Origin of the sequence: Flavobacterium glucosi, assembly GCF_048286535.1 — a bacterium.
Classification (GTDB): domain Bacteria; phylum Bacteroidota; class Bacteroidia; order Flavobacteriales; family Flavobacteriaceae; genus Flavobacterium.
In genome coordinates this window covers 231,495-247,960 of the sequence record NZ_JBLVPK010000005.1, presented here as the reverse complement: position 1 = coordinate 247,960, position 16,466 = coordinate 231,495, and the positions used below count along the sequence as shown (strand labels likewise).

The window sequence follows — 16,466 nt, the reverse complement described above, 5'->3', positions numbered from 1 at the left end:
TAAACTTTAGACTTTAAACATTTTAAAAATGAATATCAAAACTTCATACAAAGAAGCCTTACATAATACAATTTTCAAAGTCATATCTCAAGCTTCCCAAGAACTTAACGTTGATAGTTATGTAATTGGCGGTTTCGTCAGAGATTTACTTTTAAACAGAGACTTTAAAAAAGACATTGATATTGTTGCCGTGGGCAGCGGAATTGAATTGGCTTTAAAAGTGTCTCAACTACTTCCTAACAAACCAAAAGTTCAGGTTTTCAAAACTTACGGAACAGCGATGTTGCGTTTTGAAGATACTGAAATTGAGTTTGTAGGTGCCCGAAAGGAATCCTATCATTTTGAGAGTCGCAATCCTGTTGTAGAAAATGGAACATTAGAAGACGACCAAAATCGTCGCGATTTTACCATAAATGCACTGGCTTTATCTTTAAATACCACTGATTTTGGAGCACTTTCAGATCCTTTTAATGGATTGGAAGATTTAAAAAACAAAATAATTAGAACACCTCTTGATCCAGATATAACTTTTTCTGATGATCCGTTGCGTATGTTAAGAGGCATTCGTTTTGCGAACCAATTGGGATTTGAAATAGAAGGAAATTCGTTGAACTCTATAACCAAAAACGCAGACCGAATCAAAATCATTTCCGGAGAACGCATTGTTGATGAATTGAATAAAATACTTTCGACAGACAAACCTTCCGTAGGATTCTTGCTATTGTTCAAAACTGGACTTTTAGATATTATCCTTCCGGAATTGACAGCTTTGAATCAAGTCGAAGAAATAGAAGGTCATACACATAAAAACAATTTCTATCACACCTTGGAGGTTGTTGACAATATTTGTCCGCATACAGATGATGTTTGGTTGCGCTGGTCTGCATTATTGCACGACATTGGGAAAGCACCAACGAAACGCTTTAATAAAAAACAAGGTTGGACCTTTCATGGACATGAATTTCTTGGTGGAAAAATGGCAAAAAAGATTTTTGAGCGTTTACACATGCCGCTAAATCACAAAATGAAATTTGTGCAAAAAATGGTCATGATGAGTTCGCGTCCAATTGTTTTATCACAAGACACAGTTACGGATTCAGCGGTGCGTCGTTTGGTTTTTGACGCTGGAGAAGATGTAGAGAATTTAATGACGTTGTGCGAAGCCGATATCACTACCAAAAACCCAAATAAATTCAAGAAATACCATAATAATTTTGAAATCGTCCGCAAAAAAATTGTGGAAGTCGAAGAGCGCGATCAGGTACGTAATTTTCAACCGCCAATATCAGGTGAAGAGATTATGGAAAAATTCAATTTAAAGCCTTCAAAAGAAATTGGAATGCTCAAAGAAGCCATAAAAGAAGCGATTCTGGAAGGAGAAATTCCAAATGAATATGAAGCTGCTTTTCAATTTATGCTAAAAAGAGCCGCAAAAATAGGATTAAAGATTAACGCTTGTTGAATTAACAATTGATTACATTTCAAATATCTTTGCAAAAATTAATTTCAAACAATGAAAAAAGAGAATAATTACGTTATCATTTGGTTGTTATCAGGATGCTTATTATTGTTTATGATGGTTGTAGTGGGAGGAATTACCCGATTGACCAATTCTGGTTTATCCATGACCGACTGGCATTTAGTAACCGATACCTTTCCGCCTTTAACAGCAGAAAAATGGTCACATGCTTTTGAAGAATATAAAAAATTTCCAGAATACCAAAAAATCAATATCCATAATGATTTTACTTTAAGTGATTATAAATTCATTTATTTCTGGGAATGGTTTCACCGTTTTATAGGCAGAATAATAGGCTTAGCGTTTATCGTTCCTTTTCTGTATTTCTTTTTCAAGAAACGTCTATCTACTGAAACCATAAAAAAATGTGTTGTTCTACTATTCATGGGAGGTTTTCAAGGATTTCTAGGGTGGTTTATGGTACGTAGCGGATTAATTGACAATCCAGACGTAAGTCATTTTAGATTGGCATTACACCTTACATTTGCCTTTATAACGTTTGCTTACACACTCTGGGTGGCTTTGGATTTAATCTACCCAAACAAAGCCACAGTTATACTACCATTGCGAAAACTAGCACGCATTGCATTAGTGTTTTTACTGTTACAAATTATCTATGGCGGGTTTGTTGCGGGTTTAAATGCGGGTTTAATTCACAATCACTGGCCTTTAATGAGTGATGGGCAATTCATTCACGACAGTGTTTTTATAGAAAAAAGCACCTTATTTTTGAATCTAATCGAAGGGAAAAGCGGTGTTCAGTTTGTACACCGAACCATGGCATATATTGTAGTTGGACTAATTCTTGCACTTTATTTCATTAGTAAAAAATACATCCTTTCCACGTTACAGAAAAAAGGAATCAATATCTTGGTATTAATCGTATTTTTGCAATTCACATTAGGTGTTTTTACGTTGCTTTACAGTGTCCCGCTTTGGCTGGGATTATTACATCAAATAATGGCTTTCTTTCTACTGACGGCAATGACTTTCACGTTACATCGATTATCAAAATAAAAATATAACAACTATTACACCCTGACTATATTGTCGCATTTCTTTGTTCATCAACATAAATGTCTAAACTTGCCGCTCAAGATAAATTTTTAGATTTATCAGATTATGGAAGACCATTTGGAAAATTTCTTGCCAATCAATTAAAAAACACTCGGTTTACTCCTATTCATGTCACCTTACTTTTTGGTGTTTCAGGTTTGATTGCTATTTACTGTATGCTGCAAGGGAGTTACTATTTCGCAAGTTTTTTTATCATTCTAAAATCAATGATTGATGCTGCCGATGGGGAATTGGCACGATTAAAAAAAACGCCTTCTTATACCGGAAGATACTTGGACAGTGTATTTGATATCATCTTAAACTTTCTGTTTTTAATGACCATTTGTTATGTTTCGCAAACATCCTTTTGGTTTACTATTTTGGCTTTTATCGGCATTCAACTGCAAGGAACTTTATATAATTATTACTATGTAATTTTAAGAAACAAATCAGTTGGCGGAGATAAAACCAGTAAAATTTTCGAGTATAAATCTCCAAGAGCTTTACCCGGAGAAACCCAAAAATCAGTTGATATCTTATTTCGGATTTATACTATTGTCTACGGTACTTTTGATAAAATAATTCACACACTTGATAAAGAAGCGTACAAAGTAAAAACGTTTCCAAACTGGTTTATGACAATACTTTCTATCTACGGTTTGGGCTTCCAACTATTGATAATTGCGGTAATGTTACCCATGAATTTAATCGAATATATCATTCCATTTTTTATACTTTACACCGCTCTGATTTTCGTTATAATTGGTATTCGAAAAGTGGTTTTTAAGGTATAAAATCATCATAAGCATAATCTATACCGTAAACATAAAACACCTGTTATCAGCTTTTTAATCAAGTACATCTTTAACTATACTTTAATATAAATATCATCCTCATTCGATGACGCCTGATAAAAAAAATTGCAAAATTCAATAGAATTATACAATAGTTTCCCAGAATTATATAACATTTTTACAGTTTAAAATTGCCAAATTTGTAAAGAACAAATAGTAATTTAAAACTTAGATATTATGCCGAATTCAAAAGAGATTGAAGGAAACTGGAATGAGTTAAAAGGGAAACTTAAACAAAAATTTGCCGATTTAACAGAAGATGATTTGCTGTTTGACGAAGGCAAAGAAGATGAAATGTGGGGTAAATTACAACAGAAATTAGGTAAGACACAAAAAGAAATCAAATCATTATTTGATTAATTCTTAAACCTAAAACCTACTTGAACTGTTTCAAGTGCAAAAGTCAAAATTTACCTTTTCAGGTTTTTTTGAACATGCATTTGAAACAGTTTTTTTTATGAACTAAAACTATCCAATCCAATTCTTAAAATCAGAAACTTTTTCTCTGCTGACGATCACATCCTCTTCTTTATACGAAGGCAGAATAACTTTTAATCGGGAGTTACTGTAGACAACAATTTCTTTAATTGCCTTAAGAGGAACTATAAACTTTCTACTTACTCGATAAAAAGCTGCTGGATCTAATTCCTGTTCCAAAAGTTCTAAAGTCGTTTCAATTAAATAATTTCTGTTGTCGAAAGTATGAAGATACGTCCCTTTATTTTCACTAAAAAAACACTCAATTTCATCGGTAGAAATCACTTTCAAATGCTGCCCTGTTTTTACCGTAAACCGTTTTTTATGATTTTTTTCAAATGGATTAGAGAGCATTTTTTTTATCTGCTCAAAATCCAATTGCAAGGTTTCTTGTTTTGGCAAACGCGCTTTAAATTTAGAAACGGCAATCTCTAAATCATCCTCGTCAATAGGCTTCAAAAGATAGTCAATACTATTCAATTTAAAAGCCCGTAAAGCATACTCATCATAAGCCGTGGTGAAAATCACAGCACTCTTAATTTCAACTTTATCAAATATTTCAAATGACAATCCATCCGACAATTGAATGTCCAAAAAAATCAATTCCGGATGTTCATTATTAGAAAACCAATCAATTGCTTCTTCTACAGAATGCAACATCACTCCTACTTCAATGTGTAGCTTTTCTAATTTTCGCTGCAACAATCTTGCAGCTGGTTTTTCGTCTTCGATTATTATTGTCATCATTTAATACTGAATCGTTTATTAGGTTATTTTGGTTTACTGAAAATTGCGGCTGAACACTTATTTCACTCCCATTTTTCACTTTTCTCTTTCTCCATCAACTCCTTGATTTTTTTCTCTTCCCAGTTTCTTCCAAAAATCCAATTGGGCAAGAAAACAGAAAATCCGTGTACCACTATTCCTATTCCCCAAAAGAATGCAGTAAAGAAATTCTCTATTTTGAAATAGCTTTCTCCTGGATCCAAATCTCTAACATTGAGGAATACAATCATTATATTTATGGCTATATATACTATTAAATGCGTATAAAACCCTTTCAATCGCTTGGCTTCCCGTTGGGCGGCAGCGTATTTGTCTTCTGGCTGAAATCCTTCAAACTCAGAATTAAAATTTCTTTTCATTTTACTGATATTAAGTGTCATTTACTATTTAAAAAAAGCAATTCAATTGTAATAGAAGAATTGTGACTTTACGTCCAGGTATCTTTTCTCTCATTTTCTTTATCCATAAACTCTTTGATTTTTTGTTCTTCCCAATCTTTACCAAAAAATGGCATATAATTAAAGACTTTCATGCCATGAAAAATTACTCCAATTCCCCACCCTGACATAGGCCAAAAAAACCATAAATGCTCAGGAGATGTCACTAAATTTATAATTAAGAGAGCAATATTAAAGACAATATAGGCTGTTAAGTTCCCATAGAAACCTTTAATTTCTTCCACTTGTTTTTTTGCTTTAAAATAGCGCTCTTCGTTTTGATATGTATTTTCCATAATTTCTTATTTAATTTTTTTACGTTTATAACAGCTCATATTCTTATTTCCAAGTTTGTTTCTGCTCCTCTTTGCGCAAAATTTCTTGAATTTTTCTTTGTTCCCAATTAGAACTGTAACCAAAAACCTTTAAAGCATGCATCGTCAATCCAAATCCCCATCCGGCTGCAGAAAACCAAAACCATTGAAAATGTGGCGAAAAAGTTAAATTGATATAAATTAAAAACGGAATAACACAACAGTAAGAGATCAAGTTTCCGTAAAAACCTTTAAGCTCATCCACTCGTTTTTTAGCTCTGTAATAAGCCTTATCTTCATTGAAATTTGTAGTTGTTTCCATAACTGTAATTTGTTTTGTCAAAAGAGGTATTTTGACTGTAAATGTTTTTTCATTTTGAATAACCAAGACTTTTCTGTTGGTTATAATTCCATACCTGTTGACGATATTCTGCAAACCAACACCTTGACGTTCTTGCAACACTTCTTTCTTTTGATAATCGTTTTGAACGGCTAAATAATCGCCCTCAACATAAATCCGAATGTGTAATGGCCTTTGCTCACTAACCACATTATGCTTCACTGTGTTCTCTAATAAAAGTTGTAAAGAGAGCGGTACTACTTTGGCTTCTGTCATTGCGCGGGACGAAGCAATCCCATCATTTTGGATTGGCAATTCATAAAACAAACTGTTTTCAAAACGCATTTTCAATAAATTCATATAAGTTTTGGCGAAAGCCAACTCCTCTTCAAGCGAAACCAACTCTTTATCTTTTTGTTCTAATACATAGCGATAAATCTTTGATAATGAAATTGTAAACCGTTGCGCGTTATCTGGATTTTCTTCAATCAAAGAGCTTAATACATTTAAACTGTTAAAAAGAAAATGAGGATCAATTTGATTTTTTAAACTCTCGAATTTTGCATTTGCTGTTCCTGCAATAATTTTCTGTTCCTTGACTTTGTTCTCATTATACCCTTTATAAAATGAAATCGTATAAATGGATAATGTGACAAAAAAAGTGATAATTATTGATGCTAAATAACTTGAAGGTTTTTCGTTTGCCAAGAAATAGTCAAAAGAATTTTTATTATACACTACTTCTTCAAATACGTGCATTAAAAAAATAACTGCTAATGAAACTAAAAACGAACCTATAAAACCCAGCGTCAATCTTTTTACCGAAAATCTATCTTCAAAGTAAGAGTCCAATTTCCAAAAAAGGAACATGTTTGTAGTGTATAAAGAAAAAGTATACATCATTGTAAATAAAAAATTGACTAGAAGCCTTTTACCAAAATAAAAATCACTCCCCATTATCACATTGACTAATTGAATCACTACAAAAATAATAAGTGTCAATTTTATCGCTCTTTGAAGTTCTTTATTTATTCTATTCATTTTATTTTGATATTTATTTCGACTCCCGCAGAAACAAAAGACTTGAAAATTACTTTATTCCCTTCTTACTTCTACTTGCTATTTACAATTTTTCTGTGCTTCTAAAGCTCTTTCTAAACCCCATTTTGGTGAGAAAGGTGTTTCCGGTTTAAAAATAGCAAAAAGTCCAATAGCTTTTTCAATTTGCACACACATTGGCTTAGTATCCGTTCCCCAAAATTTGGCGCCACCAATTTCAAATTCGGCTTTACCAAAAACTACTCTTGGATTTTCCGGCGCAATTGCCTGTGCTTTTCTGTACAATTCCATAACCGTTCCAGATAATTTTTGTCCGTTTGTCATCGGGTCAAAAGCAATCCAAGCGGTATGAATCATCGCTTGCATCACCATTAATTCGGCATTATTTGGATTTTTATCCATTTCTATATCCAATGATTTTTGTGCTTTCGAAAGTAATAAATTCATTTGATCTTTATCTTTTGTTCTAAAAGCAGTTGTGGTATTCACTAATGCAACGTAATAATTCGGCAACCAACTTGTTTTTTCAGCACTGGCTATTCTTTCGAATAAATCAGAAGCTTCCGTGTTTTTTCCTTCGCCCCAAAGTTGAAATGCTTTTCCCATTCCTTGTTCGAATTGCCCTTGAGCCGACACTAAACTACAGATAAAAAATACGATTGTGGTGATAACTTTAGTCATGATTTCTTGTTTTTAAAAGGTTGTTTTTTTTGATGATTGAAACGTTGTAATAATTTACACTTCAAAAGTATCTCGGTTTGTATTGGTTTAAAATTTATAGCTACTGAACTGTAGAATTTAATGGATGAATTGTCATTTAGTCCAAAGTCGTAAAGTCATAAAGTCGAAAGAGTTTACAAAGACATTAGACCTTTAACTTTATGACTCGCTTTAAAGATTCCTCAACTGATTGTCTTTTTTATCGTTGCTAATTGTCCAAAAGAATCCTACGAAGAAAAAACGATCAGCCGTAGGAACAATTTCTTTTCTGTTGTAAAAGCCGGCATTATCAGGATTGTTCGCATATTCGTATCCAAAAACATTTTGACTTCTTAAAACATTTGAAACTGAGAAATATAAAATCTTTTGCTGTGATACTAAATACGCCCAATTGAAACTCAAACTGTTGTACGATTTTGTTTTTCCATTCATGAATTTTACTTCGTTTGGATTGTTGTAAGGACGTCCGGAACTGTATGAATTTGTAAAGCCTATTTGCGATTTCCAGTCATTTATCCAGTATTTTGTAACAACTGATAAGCTGTGATCCGCAACAAAACTAGGTGTCACTTGGGAACTGAAATTTTTATAATCTCTTTCCGTATCGATGTACGAATAGGAAACCCAATATTCTATGTTTTTGATTGATTTTCCGTCTCTCCAGAACAAATCCAATCCTTTTGCATAACCAGAACCAGTATTGTCATAAACCGAATTATACGCCGCCATTTGGGTGTCAAATTTTACTAGATTGCTGTAGTCTTTAAAATAGGTTTCAGCGCGAAAGGTTTTTCCATTTTTATTGTATTGAAAATTCAAAATGTAATGCGATGCTTTTTCACTTTCAAATTGATGGTTGTTAGAATATTTGATGTATTCCACACTTGGAGTTTGGGTAAAATCGCCATAAGCAAATGAAAACTGACTGTTTTTAGCCATTTTATACGCAAACGAAATTCGGGGTGAAATAGCAGTTTCATTCAGCAAATCGTTATTCGAAGCCCTTATTCCTACTTTGGCCGCCCATTTTTTAGAGAAGAAAATATCAGCTTCCGTATAAATTGCCGCAATGCTAGCCTCGTATCCATTGGTGAAAACCGAACCTGTATTTTCCTTAAAATCTTCATTGAATTGGGTAACAAAATAATCCGCTCCAAAAGATAGTTTCAATCGGTCAGAAAAGCTTTTTCTTAATTTTAATTTCAAATGGGCTGCATTTTCATCATTCGCCACTTTATTTGAATCCAAATTTATTTTGTTGTTGCTGTAGCCATAACTAAACCCGGAAGTAATTTGCCAATTGTTTCCAAAAATGCCTTTGTAAGACGAATTCAAATAGAAATTATTGTTGTTTAAATCAACCCTGATTTTATCTGGCGAATTAATGTTTTCTTGATTAATATCGAATTTTGAAGCGTCAAAAGCAGCATAGACTTTCAAAATCCCATTATTGAAATTATAGCGATACACCGTTTCTCCAGACAACGATTGAAAAGGACTGTTCCAGTCTGCATTTTGAGGAATCAAAGCTTGATAAGGCGCTAAATTGATGTAATTTGCATTGACGCTCAACGAACTTTTTTTCCATTTTTGGGTATTTCCAATTCCTAAACCAACGGTCATCAAAGCGATTTCCGTTTTATTTTGGTCTGGATCATCTTGTGTATTCAATAACAGAACACTGGATAACGCTTCGCCATATTCCGCTGAATAACCACCTGTAGAGAATGATATTCCGCTGAATAAAAAAGGAGAAAACCGGCCTCGCGTAGGCAAATTATTCGTGGTTGCGCCATACGGTTGTGCTACCCGAATCCCATCTACAAACGTTTGTGTTTCATTGGCCTCGCCACCACGAACAAACAATCGCCCGTCCTCGCCTACCGTTTGTGTTCCCGGTAACGTTTGCAAAGCCGCAATAATATTTCCCGCAGAACCCGCTGTAGTTACGATGTCTAATGGTTTTAAAACCGAAACTCTTGCTTTATCGCCCGCTTCTAATGTTCCTGCTGTAATCACAACTGCGTCAAGCGATGTAACACTCTCTCGTAATTTGATAGTTTTATTTTGAAAATTAGTCACATCAATTACTGTTTTTGAAGTTTCATAAATCAGGAAACTCACCACCAAAGTTTGATTCCCGATTGTTGTGGTTGTAAAGCTAAAATTCCCCGTTTCACTACTGGATGCGCCGTCATAAGTTCCTTCAATAAAAATAGTAGCACCAGAAACCGGTTTTCCTTTCTCATCCACCACTTTTCCTGAAATTGTATTTTGTGAAAAAATAGTCAAGCTGAATATTAAAAAGGCAAACTCAAAAATAAATTTAAGCCTTCTGTTAGAGTGATTTGATTGTTTCATGATTGTTGGTTTCATGATGTTTGATTTTCATGCAACAAATATCTACCTCAAAAATCACAAGCAGAAAAAATTAGTACTGAACTGTTGAAATTATAGGATGAGTTGTTTTCCTAATACATTTCGAATTTGAAATCATGCATTTTTTATTTTATAATGAAAACCTTAAATTTGTATACAACCAAATTCTCTAAAAATGAAAAAATCAATCTTATTCCTTTTATTGTTCTCTTTTAGCACCGTACTATTTTCTCAGGAAACGGAATCAGCATTTGATGAAAAGCTGGCAAAATCGCTGAAAGCAGATGATTACGGAATGAAGCAATATGTTTTTTGTCTATTAAAAACAGGAAGCAATTCAACCGCAACAAAAGAAGAAACTAAAAAATTATTTGAAGGACACATGGCCAATATCAATCAATTAGTAAAAGAAGGGAAACTGGTTGTGGCGGGTCCTTTCATGAAAAACGAACGAAATTACAGAGGCATTTATATTTTTAACGCCAGTAGTATTGAAGAAGCTAAAACATTTGTAGCTTCAGATCCAGCGGTACAATCGAAACTTCTGGAAGCAGAAATGACGCTTTGGTATGGTAGTGCGGCACTGCAGGAAACACTAAAAATCCATGATAAAATAACTAAAACTAAAATGTAATAGCAAAAATGACTAATTGTATTGCTTAAATTGAAAAAACTATGACAACTGAAAAAGAAAAAATGATTGCCGGAGAATATTATTTGGCAGGCGATCCTGTTTTAGTAAAAGACAGACGAAAATCTAAAAATTTACTCCACCGATTAAATGTTACCGAATACAGGGTAACAAAAAAAGCACGCGAAATACTAAAAGAATTAATTCCTAATGCAGGACCAAATCTTTACATTGAACCTCCATTTTTTTGTGACTACGGATACAATATCAGTTGCGGCGAAAATGTTTATTTCAATGTAAATTGCGTTGTTTTGGATTGTGCCAAAGTCACTATTGGTTCGAATGTCTTTTTTGCACCGGGAGTGCAATTGTACACCGCAACGCATCCGCTGGATGCTGAACTGAGAAAAACATTAGAAAATGCATTGCCAATAACCATTGGTGATGATTGCTGGATTGGCGGAAATTCAGTTATTTGCCCTGGTATTACCATTGGGAATGGCTGTGTAATTGGAGCAGGTTCAGTAGTAACAAAAGATATTCCTGACAATTCTTTGGCAGTAGGAAATCCGGCAAAAGTGATTCGGAAATTGAATGTTTAATGAATATCCAAACCTGAATTACGACTCCTCAAAACTAAAATTTCTTATCTTTGTTATAAACATTTAACCTTTATAAAATCATCATGAAACATCTCAAAACATTTCTAGTTTTGGTACTTATTGTTGTCGCAAAGCCCGTTTCGGCACAATCCACTTTCGAAAAATGGCCTGCCATAAAAGAATTTCACGAAGTAATCTCACAAACATTTCATCCTGCTGAAGAAGGAAATCTTGCCCCAACCAAAGCACGTTCTGAAGAAATGATGAACAAAGCCGCCATGTTATTAAAGTCTGATATTCCTGCAGAATTTAGAACAAACGCTATTTTAGCTTCGGCTGAACGATTACAATTAAAAAGCAAAGCACTAAATAAATTAGTTACTTCAAATGGATCTGATGCCGCAATTTTGAAATCAATTACTGATTTACATGACACATTCCATGAGATTGTTGGACTTTGTTCTGATGCAAAAAAATAAAAAAATAAAGCCTAATCAATTGATTGGGCTTTCTTCCTTTTATACCTTATCAATTCAATAAAAATGCCACATTTAATAGCAAAACTTAAAAATGTTCCTATCGCTGTCATTAAGGAAATTCTAGAAAAAGACAAAGTCTTTCATGCTGAAAACAATATGTTTCTGGAGCATCTTTGGCAAAATGCCGATGATGAAAATGAAGTTTTTTTTCTTTTTCGAATAAATGATATTGATGAAACCAAAGCGCTGATTCATCAACTTCATGCTGACGCTTTGACCCAAGATCCCAACGCAAATCTTCCTATAATGACTTATTTAAAATAACATGCTACAACTCAATAAAGTTCACCACATTGCCATTATTTGTTCGGATTATCAAAAATCTAAAATATTTTATACAAACATTTTAGGACTTACCATTATTCAAGAAATTTACCGTGAAGAAAGACAATCGTATAAGCTGGATTTAGCCTTAAACGGAAATTATATCGTTGAGATTTTTTCCTTCCCAAATCCTCCGCAACGCCCTTCAAAACCAGAAGCGGCAGGACTACGTCATTTAGCTTTTGAAGTTGACGACATTCAACTAACGCGCGATTATTTAGTGAATAAAAATATCAGTTCAGAAGAAATTCGTGTGGATGAGCATACTAAAAAACGTTTTTTCTTTATTGCAGATCCTGATGATTTACCGATAGAGTTTTATGAAAAATAAGTCGTTTTTGTTTGTAAAAAAGTAAAAAAAATGTATTAATCACAAAAGAAAACAGTCCGACCCATTTTTCGATTCAAATCTGATTTTGTTTCTTTAATTTTGTAATAATCAGACCTATTACTTTTTCAAATGAACAATACCGCACAAATTAAAAAGAATTATCAATTCATTAAACTTCAAAAACTAGTTATTGTATCCATTCTAATTGGTTTTCTTTCTGCTTTTTTAGGTGTCATTTTAAAAAACACAACAGAATATTACGAAGAAATCTTTTTTCATCAAACGATTGTAAATCCAATATTCTTTGTTGTTTTTCCTGTTTTTGGATTGTCAATTATTTATTTTCTCAGGGAATATTTATTCAAGAAAAAGGAAAATAAAGGCATTAAAGAAGTTTTTGAAAGTACTAATTCCAATTCGAAGAATTTACCCAGCTATAAAATTCCTTCCCATTTCATTAACGGTTTATTGACCGTAGTTTTTGGTGGCTCAACCGGAATAGAAGTTTCTACAGTTGTGGCTTCGGCTACTATTGGTTCCGTTGCACAAAGGAAACAAAATGTATTCAGACAATACAAAACCGAGTTAATCTGTGCAGGAGTTGCGGCGGGAATAACTGCATTATTCAGCAGTCCAATTGCCGGAATTCTATTTTCACTCGAAGTAATCTCAAAAAAAGTAACTCGAGCGTTTCTACTAACAAATGGTATAGCCGTTTCAATCGCTTTTGGACTCATTTATTTGCTGGACGAAAAACCTTTGTTTGCAGTAAACATTACAACTTGGCACATTAGCGCAATTCCCTACTTTATACTTTTGGGGATTATAGCAGGAATAAATTCGGTTTATTTAACCCGTTGTGTGTTATTTTTTAAAGAACAATTTTCAAAAATAAAAGTACCTTATTTCAAAATCATCTTCGGATCTGTGGTTTTAAGTATTTCCCTTTTTGTATTTCCACAGCTTTATGGCGAAGGATATCATGCCATCAAAACTATTTTTATCAATCCGAATGGGATTGTACTTTCACTTTCATTGGGACTCACTTTCATCGGAATTTTAGTTTTGAAGCCTATTGTTACTTCAGTTACTCTAGCCTCTGGAGGAGATGGTGGTGTTTTTGCTCCAAGTCTGTTTATTGGCGCATTTTTAGGACTATTAGTTGCTTTAATTTTGAACACGTATTTCAATGCAAATGTAATTCCAATAAACTTTATGATAATAGGAATGGCAGCCGTTTTGAGTGCCAGTATTCATGCACCGTTTACCTCCATCTTTTTAGTTTGCGGATTAACCAATGATTATACGTTGTTTCTTCCAATTCTAGTGGTTTGTTTAATTTCAAAATATACAGCTAAAATGATTTATCCGTTCACAGTATACTCCTATTCTCCAAGTTTAGTAAAATAATTATCTATGCCTGTTCAAAAAATAAAAAGGAGTTATCGTAAAACCAAATACATTCTTTACAAAGAAACTTTAATTGATTTTAAGGAACATTTCTGGGCTTTTTTAGGTTCATTTATAGGCATTGGTTTAATTGCTTACATGCAATCTAAAACGTTATTACATGTAGATGTAGTTTATTTAATTGGGTCCTTTGGAGCTTCAAGCGTACTAATTTATGGAATTATCCAAAGTCCATTGGCACAACCCAGAAATCTAGTTGGCGGACATGTCGTTTGTGCAATTGTAGGCGTTACTGTCGCTAAATTTGTTCCTGATATTTTATGGATAGCCGCGCCTCTAGCCGTTTCCTTATCCATTGTTTTAATGCAAATGACAAAAACACTACATCCTCCAGGTGGCGCCACTGCTTTGATTGCCATAATTGGCTCACCAAAGATTAAAAATCTTGGTTATTGGTATGTTTTTTATCCAGTATTGAGCGGGGTACTAATTTTATTAGTAGTGGCTTTGATTTTTAATAACATGACCCCAAACAGATCTTATCCTAACCATAAAAAGTATCACATTATTAGAAAGAGACTGGTTGATACGTTTAAAAAAAGTCTTTCTTAACTTACCTATAAATAGAGCATAATTAGCGCATTTATTTTGTATTAAAACCTAAATACTTTTAGAATAAATGGCAATCAATCACTTATTCCCTTTGAACGCCATACACAAAAATCTTATTAACAAATCGAAAATCTGAAATCTAAATCTAAAAATTAAATTTTACCTTTGAACTTTCAATAAAAACAAAGATTATGGTTTATAAATTTAGAGTGATTCTAGACGCGGAAGAAGATGTTTTTAGAGACATTGCAATACTTGAAGACGATACTTTAGAAGATTTGCACAATGCTATTTTCAATTCTTTCGGATTTGACGGGATGGATGTAGCTTCGTTTTATACTTGCGATGAAACTTGGAATCAAGAAGAGGAGATCTCACTTTTTGATACCGGTGATGTGGCAGGTGAGCAAAAAATCATGAGCGATTATCAATTATCTGATATATTAGATAAGCAAAATACAAAAATTATCTATGTTTATGATTTCATCAACATGTGGACATTTCTGGTAGAATTAGCTGCTGTAGAAGATCAACTTGCTGGAAATACGTATCCGGAAACCATTTTTTCTCATGGAGAAATGCCTGATGAAGCGATGGAAAAAAACTTTGAATCAGACAATGCAGATGACTACAATGATGAATTTGAAGATGGATTGGACGAAGATGATTTAGATATGTTTGAAGGCGATGATAGTTTTGAAGACTATGGATTTGAGGAGAACTGGAATTAAAGCATTATACAATTAAGAATCAAGAGCCAAGATAAAAGACCTTTTTACTGTCTTTCATCTTGGTTCTTTTATCTAAAAAAATAAAAACATGATCAATTTATATAACACACACATCGAAAGCTTATCAATTCACAGAGTTGGTAATAAAAGTAGAAACGAAGCCATTTTTTTATCGGAGCAACCTTTTAATCTGAATGATGAGATTGTGCCTTTGATGAAAGAATTTTTCTTTAAACCATTTAGAGAAAAAGAAGAAAACTATTTTCAGTTTGCCCATGAAATTGATTTGGATTACAATGATATGTTCAAGTTTGCCACAGAAATTTTTGAAAATCCAAATACAATTCATGAAGTTTCTCAAAAAATCACAAAACACTTATTTGAACAATCCAATCATCCTCACATCAAGAACGGTGAAGTGTACGTTACCTACTTGACAAACGTAAGTATTGATAATAATGTCGTAGATGCAATAGGAATTTTCAAAAGTGAGATACAAGCTGACTTTTTACAATTTGAAGAGAAAGAAACGCATTTAGAAATGATTTTGCAACAAGGTGTGAGTTTAAATAAATTGGACAAAGGTTGTTTGATCTTCAATTATAAAAAAGACGAGGGTTACAAAATCCTAACGGTCGACAGCAACCGTTATGATGCCAGATATTGGCTAGAACATTTCTTATCGGTTGATGCTTTTGAGGATGAAAACTTTATCACTAAAAAGTATTTGAAATTCTGTCAGAACTTTGCTAAAGATGTTGTTTTCCCTGCTGAGGACAAGAAAGAAGAAGTGATGTTCATGAACCGTTCTGTAAACTATTTTGCAAAGAATGATCAATTCGAGGAAACAAATTTCTTAAATGAAGTTTTAGACAACCCGGATTTAATTCCAGAATTTAAAAACTACAAAATAGACAAAGGGGAAAAATATAGTATCGAAGACGTTACCTCATTCCCAATTGCCAATGCAGCAGTTTCTGATGCTAGAAAATCAATCAAAAACGTAATTAATTTAGATACACACATTCAAATTAAAATGGATTTCATCAATCCAGAAAGCGCCGAAAAATTTGTGGAAAAAGGCTGGGACGAAGAAAAACAAATGTATTACTACTTAGTTTATTTCAACAAAGAAGAAAAAAGCTAGCACTGTTCTCACACATCTAAAATATTTAATCCCCAATTACTTAAGTAGTTGGGGATTTTTTTATGTACTTATAACATCTTGAATTATAAAGCTAGAGAAAATATTTTATTTTTCTATAAGAATTTTATTGTTTTTATTAACTCAAAATGCATTTCATCGGTTTTATTTGATGTTTAAGTGATTATTAATTAAGTTTAA

General features: G+C 33.1%; 19 protein-coding genes. 13 read left to right on the top strand and 6 right to left on the bottom strand.

Annotated elements, in window-relative coordinates; translation table 11 throughout:
- Positions 1–28: 28 nt before the first annotated feature.
- From ACNQGD_RS11235 to ACNQGD_RS11220, 4 genes are all read left to right on the top strand, one after another.
- Positions 29–1,462, top strand: coding sequence for a CCA tRNA nucleotidyltransferase (locus ACNQGD_RS11235; protein WP_417997066.1), 1,434 nt, complete (start codon positions 29–31; stop codon positions 1,460–1,462).
- Between the two features lie 51 nt (positions 1,463–1,513).
- Positions 1,514–2,536 carry a COX15/CtaA family protein gene (locus ACNQGD_RS11230; RefSeq protein WP_417999328.1) on the top strand — a complete coding sequence of 341 codons (1,023 nt, stop codon included), beginning with the start codon at positions 1,514–1,516 and terminating at the stop codon, positions 2,534–2,536.
- 59 nt (positions 2,537–2,595) lie between these two features.
- Entirely contained in the window at positions 2,596–3,369 is a 774-nt protein-coding gene (locus ACNQGD_RS11225; RefSeq protein ID WP_417999327.1) for a CDP-alcohol phosphatidyltransferase family protein, read from the top strand.
- A gap of 237 nt (positions 3,370–3,606) precedes the next feature.
- Complete coding sequence (locus ACNQGD_RS11220) at positions 3,607–3,789, top strand: CsbD family protein (RefSeq protein WP_417997063.1); 183 nt, start codon at positions 3,607–3,609, stop codon at positions 3,787–3,789.
- Positions 3,790–3,897: 108 nt separating this feature from the next.
- Here the strand turns inward: ACNQGD_RS11220 and ACNQGD_RS11215 are convergent, their stop codons facing one another.
- The 6 genes from ACNQGD_RS11215 to ACNQGD_RS11190 form a co-directional block, all read right to left on the bottom strand.
- Complete coding sequence (locus ACNQGD_RS11215) at positions 3,898–4,653, bottom strand: LytR/AlgR family response regulator transcription factor (RefSeq protein ID WP_417999326.1); 756 nt, start codon at positions 4,651–4,653, stop codon at positions 3,898–3,900.
- A gap of 62 nt (positions 4,654–4,715) precedes the next feature.
- Complete coding sequence (locus tag ACNQGD_RS11210) at positions 4,716–5,051, bottom strand: 2TM domain-containing protein (protein WP_417999325.1); 336 nt, start codon at positions 5,049–5,051, stop codon at positions 4,716–4,718.
- Between the two features lie 68 nt (positions 5,052–5,119).
- Positions 5,120–5,425: a 2TM domain-containing protein gene (locus ACNQGD_RS11205; protein WP_417999324.1), complete on the bottom strand. Its 306-nt coding sequence runs from the start codon at positions 5,423–5,425 to the stop codon at positions 5,120–5,122.
- A gap of 43 nt (positions 5,426–5,468) precedes the next feature.
- Complete coding sequence (locus tag ACNQGD_RS11200; RefSeq protein ID WP_417999323.1) at positions 5,469–6,824, bottom strand: histidine kinase; 1,356 nt, start codon at positions 6,822–6,824, stop codon at positions 5,469–5,471.
- Positions 6,825–6,902: 78 nt separating this feature from the next.
- Positions 6,903–7,523 (bottom strand): tetratricopeptide repeat protein, encoded by a 621-nt coding sequence (locus ACNQGD_RS11195; RefSeq protein ID WP_417999322.1) that lies wholly within the window; start codon positions 7,521–7,523, stop codon positions 6,903–6,905.
- A gap of 210 nt (positions 7,524–7,733) precedes the next feature.
- The gene (locus ACNQGD_RS11190; protein WP_417999321.1) at positions 7,734–9,938 is read right to left on the bottom strand and encodes a TonB-dependent receptor; all 2,205 of its coding nucleotides are present in this window, start codon (positions 9,936–9,938) and stop codon (positions 7,734–7,736) included.
- A 178-nt stretch (positions 9,939–10,116) separates the two neighbouring features.
- On the opposite strand from ACNQGD_RS11190, the gene ACNQGD_RS11185 reads away from it, so the two are divergent.
- From ACNQGD_RS11185 to ACNQGD_RS11145, 9 genes are all read left to right on the top strand, one after another.
- Positions 10,117–10,575, top strand: a complete 459-nt coding sequence (locus tag ACNQGD_RS11185) for a YciI family protein (protein WP_417999320.1) — start codon at positions 10,117–10,119, stop codon at positions 10,573–10,575.
- Between the two features lie 41 nt (positions 10,576–10,616).
- Entirely contained in the window at positions 10,617–11,174 is a 558-nt protein-coding gene (locus ACNQGD_RS11180; RefSeq protein WP_282716963.1) for a sugar O-acetyltransferase, read from the top strand.
- Positions 11,175–11,257: 83 nt separating this feature from the next.
- Positions 11,258–11,653, top strand: coding sequence for a hypothetical protein (locus ACNQGD_RS11175; protein WP_417999319.1), 396 nt, complete (start codon positions 11,258–11,260; stop codon positions 11,651–11,653).
- 63 nt (positions 11,654–11,716) lie between these two features.
- Positions 11,717–11,977, top strand: coding sequence for a hypothetical protein (locus ACNQGD_RS11170; protein WP_417999318.1), 261 nt, complete (start codon positions 11,717–11,719; stop codon positions 11,975–11,977).
- Position 11,978: 1 nt separating this feature from the next.
- Complete coding sequence (gene gloA2 / locus ACNQGD_RS11165; RefSeq protein ID WP_417999317.1) at positions 11,979–12,368, top strand: SMU1112c/YaeR family gloxylase I-like metalloprotein; 390 nt, start codon at positions 11,979–11,981, stop codon at positions 12,366–12,368.
- A gap of 129 nt (positions 12,369–12,497) precedes the next feature.
- Positions 12,498–13,778, top strand: coding sequence for a chloride channel protein (locus ACNQGD_RS11160; protein ID WP_417997053.1), 1,281 nt, complete (start codon positions 12,498–12,500; stop codon positions 13,776–13,778).
- 6 nt (positions 13,779–13,784) lie between these two features.
- Positions 13,785–14,390, top strand: coding sequence for an HPP family protein (locus ACNQGD_RS11155; RefSeq protein WP_417999316.1), 606 nt, complete (start codon positions 13,785–13,787; stop codon positions 14,388–14,390).
- 191 nt (positions 14,391–14,581) lie between these two features.
- On the top strand, positions 14,582–15,121 hold the full coding sequence (locus ACNQGD_RS11150) for an IS1096 element passenger TnpR family protein (protein WP_417994684.1): 540 nt from the start codon (positions 14,582–14,584) through the stop codon (positions 15,119–15,121).
- An 88-nt stretch (positions 15,122–15,209) separates the two neighbouring features.
- Positions 15,210–16,268 (top strand): nucleoid-associated protein, encoded by a 1,059-nt coding sequence (locus tag ACNQGD_RS11145; protein WP_417994683.1) that lies wholly within the window; start codon positions 15,210–15,212, stop codon positions 16,266–16,268.
- The last annotated feature ends 198 nt before the right edge of the window (positions 16,269–16,466 follow it).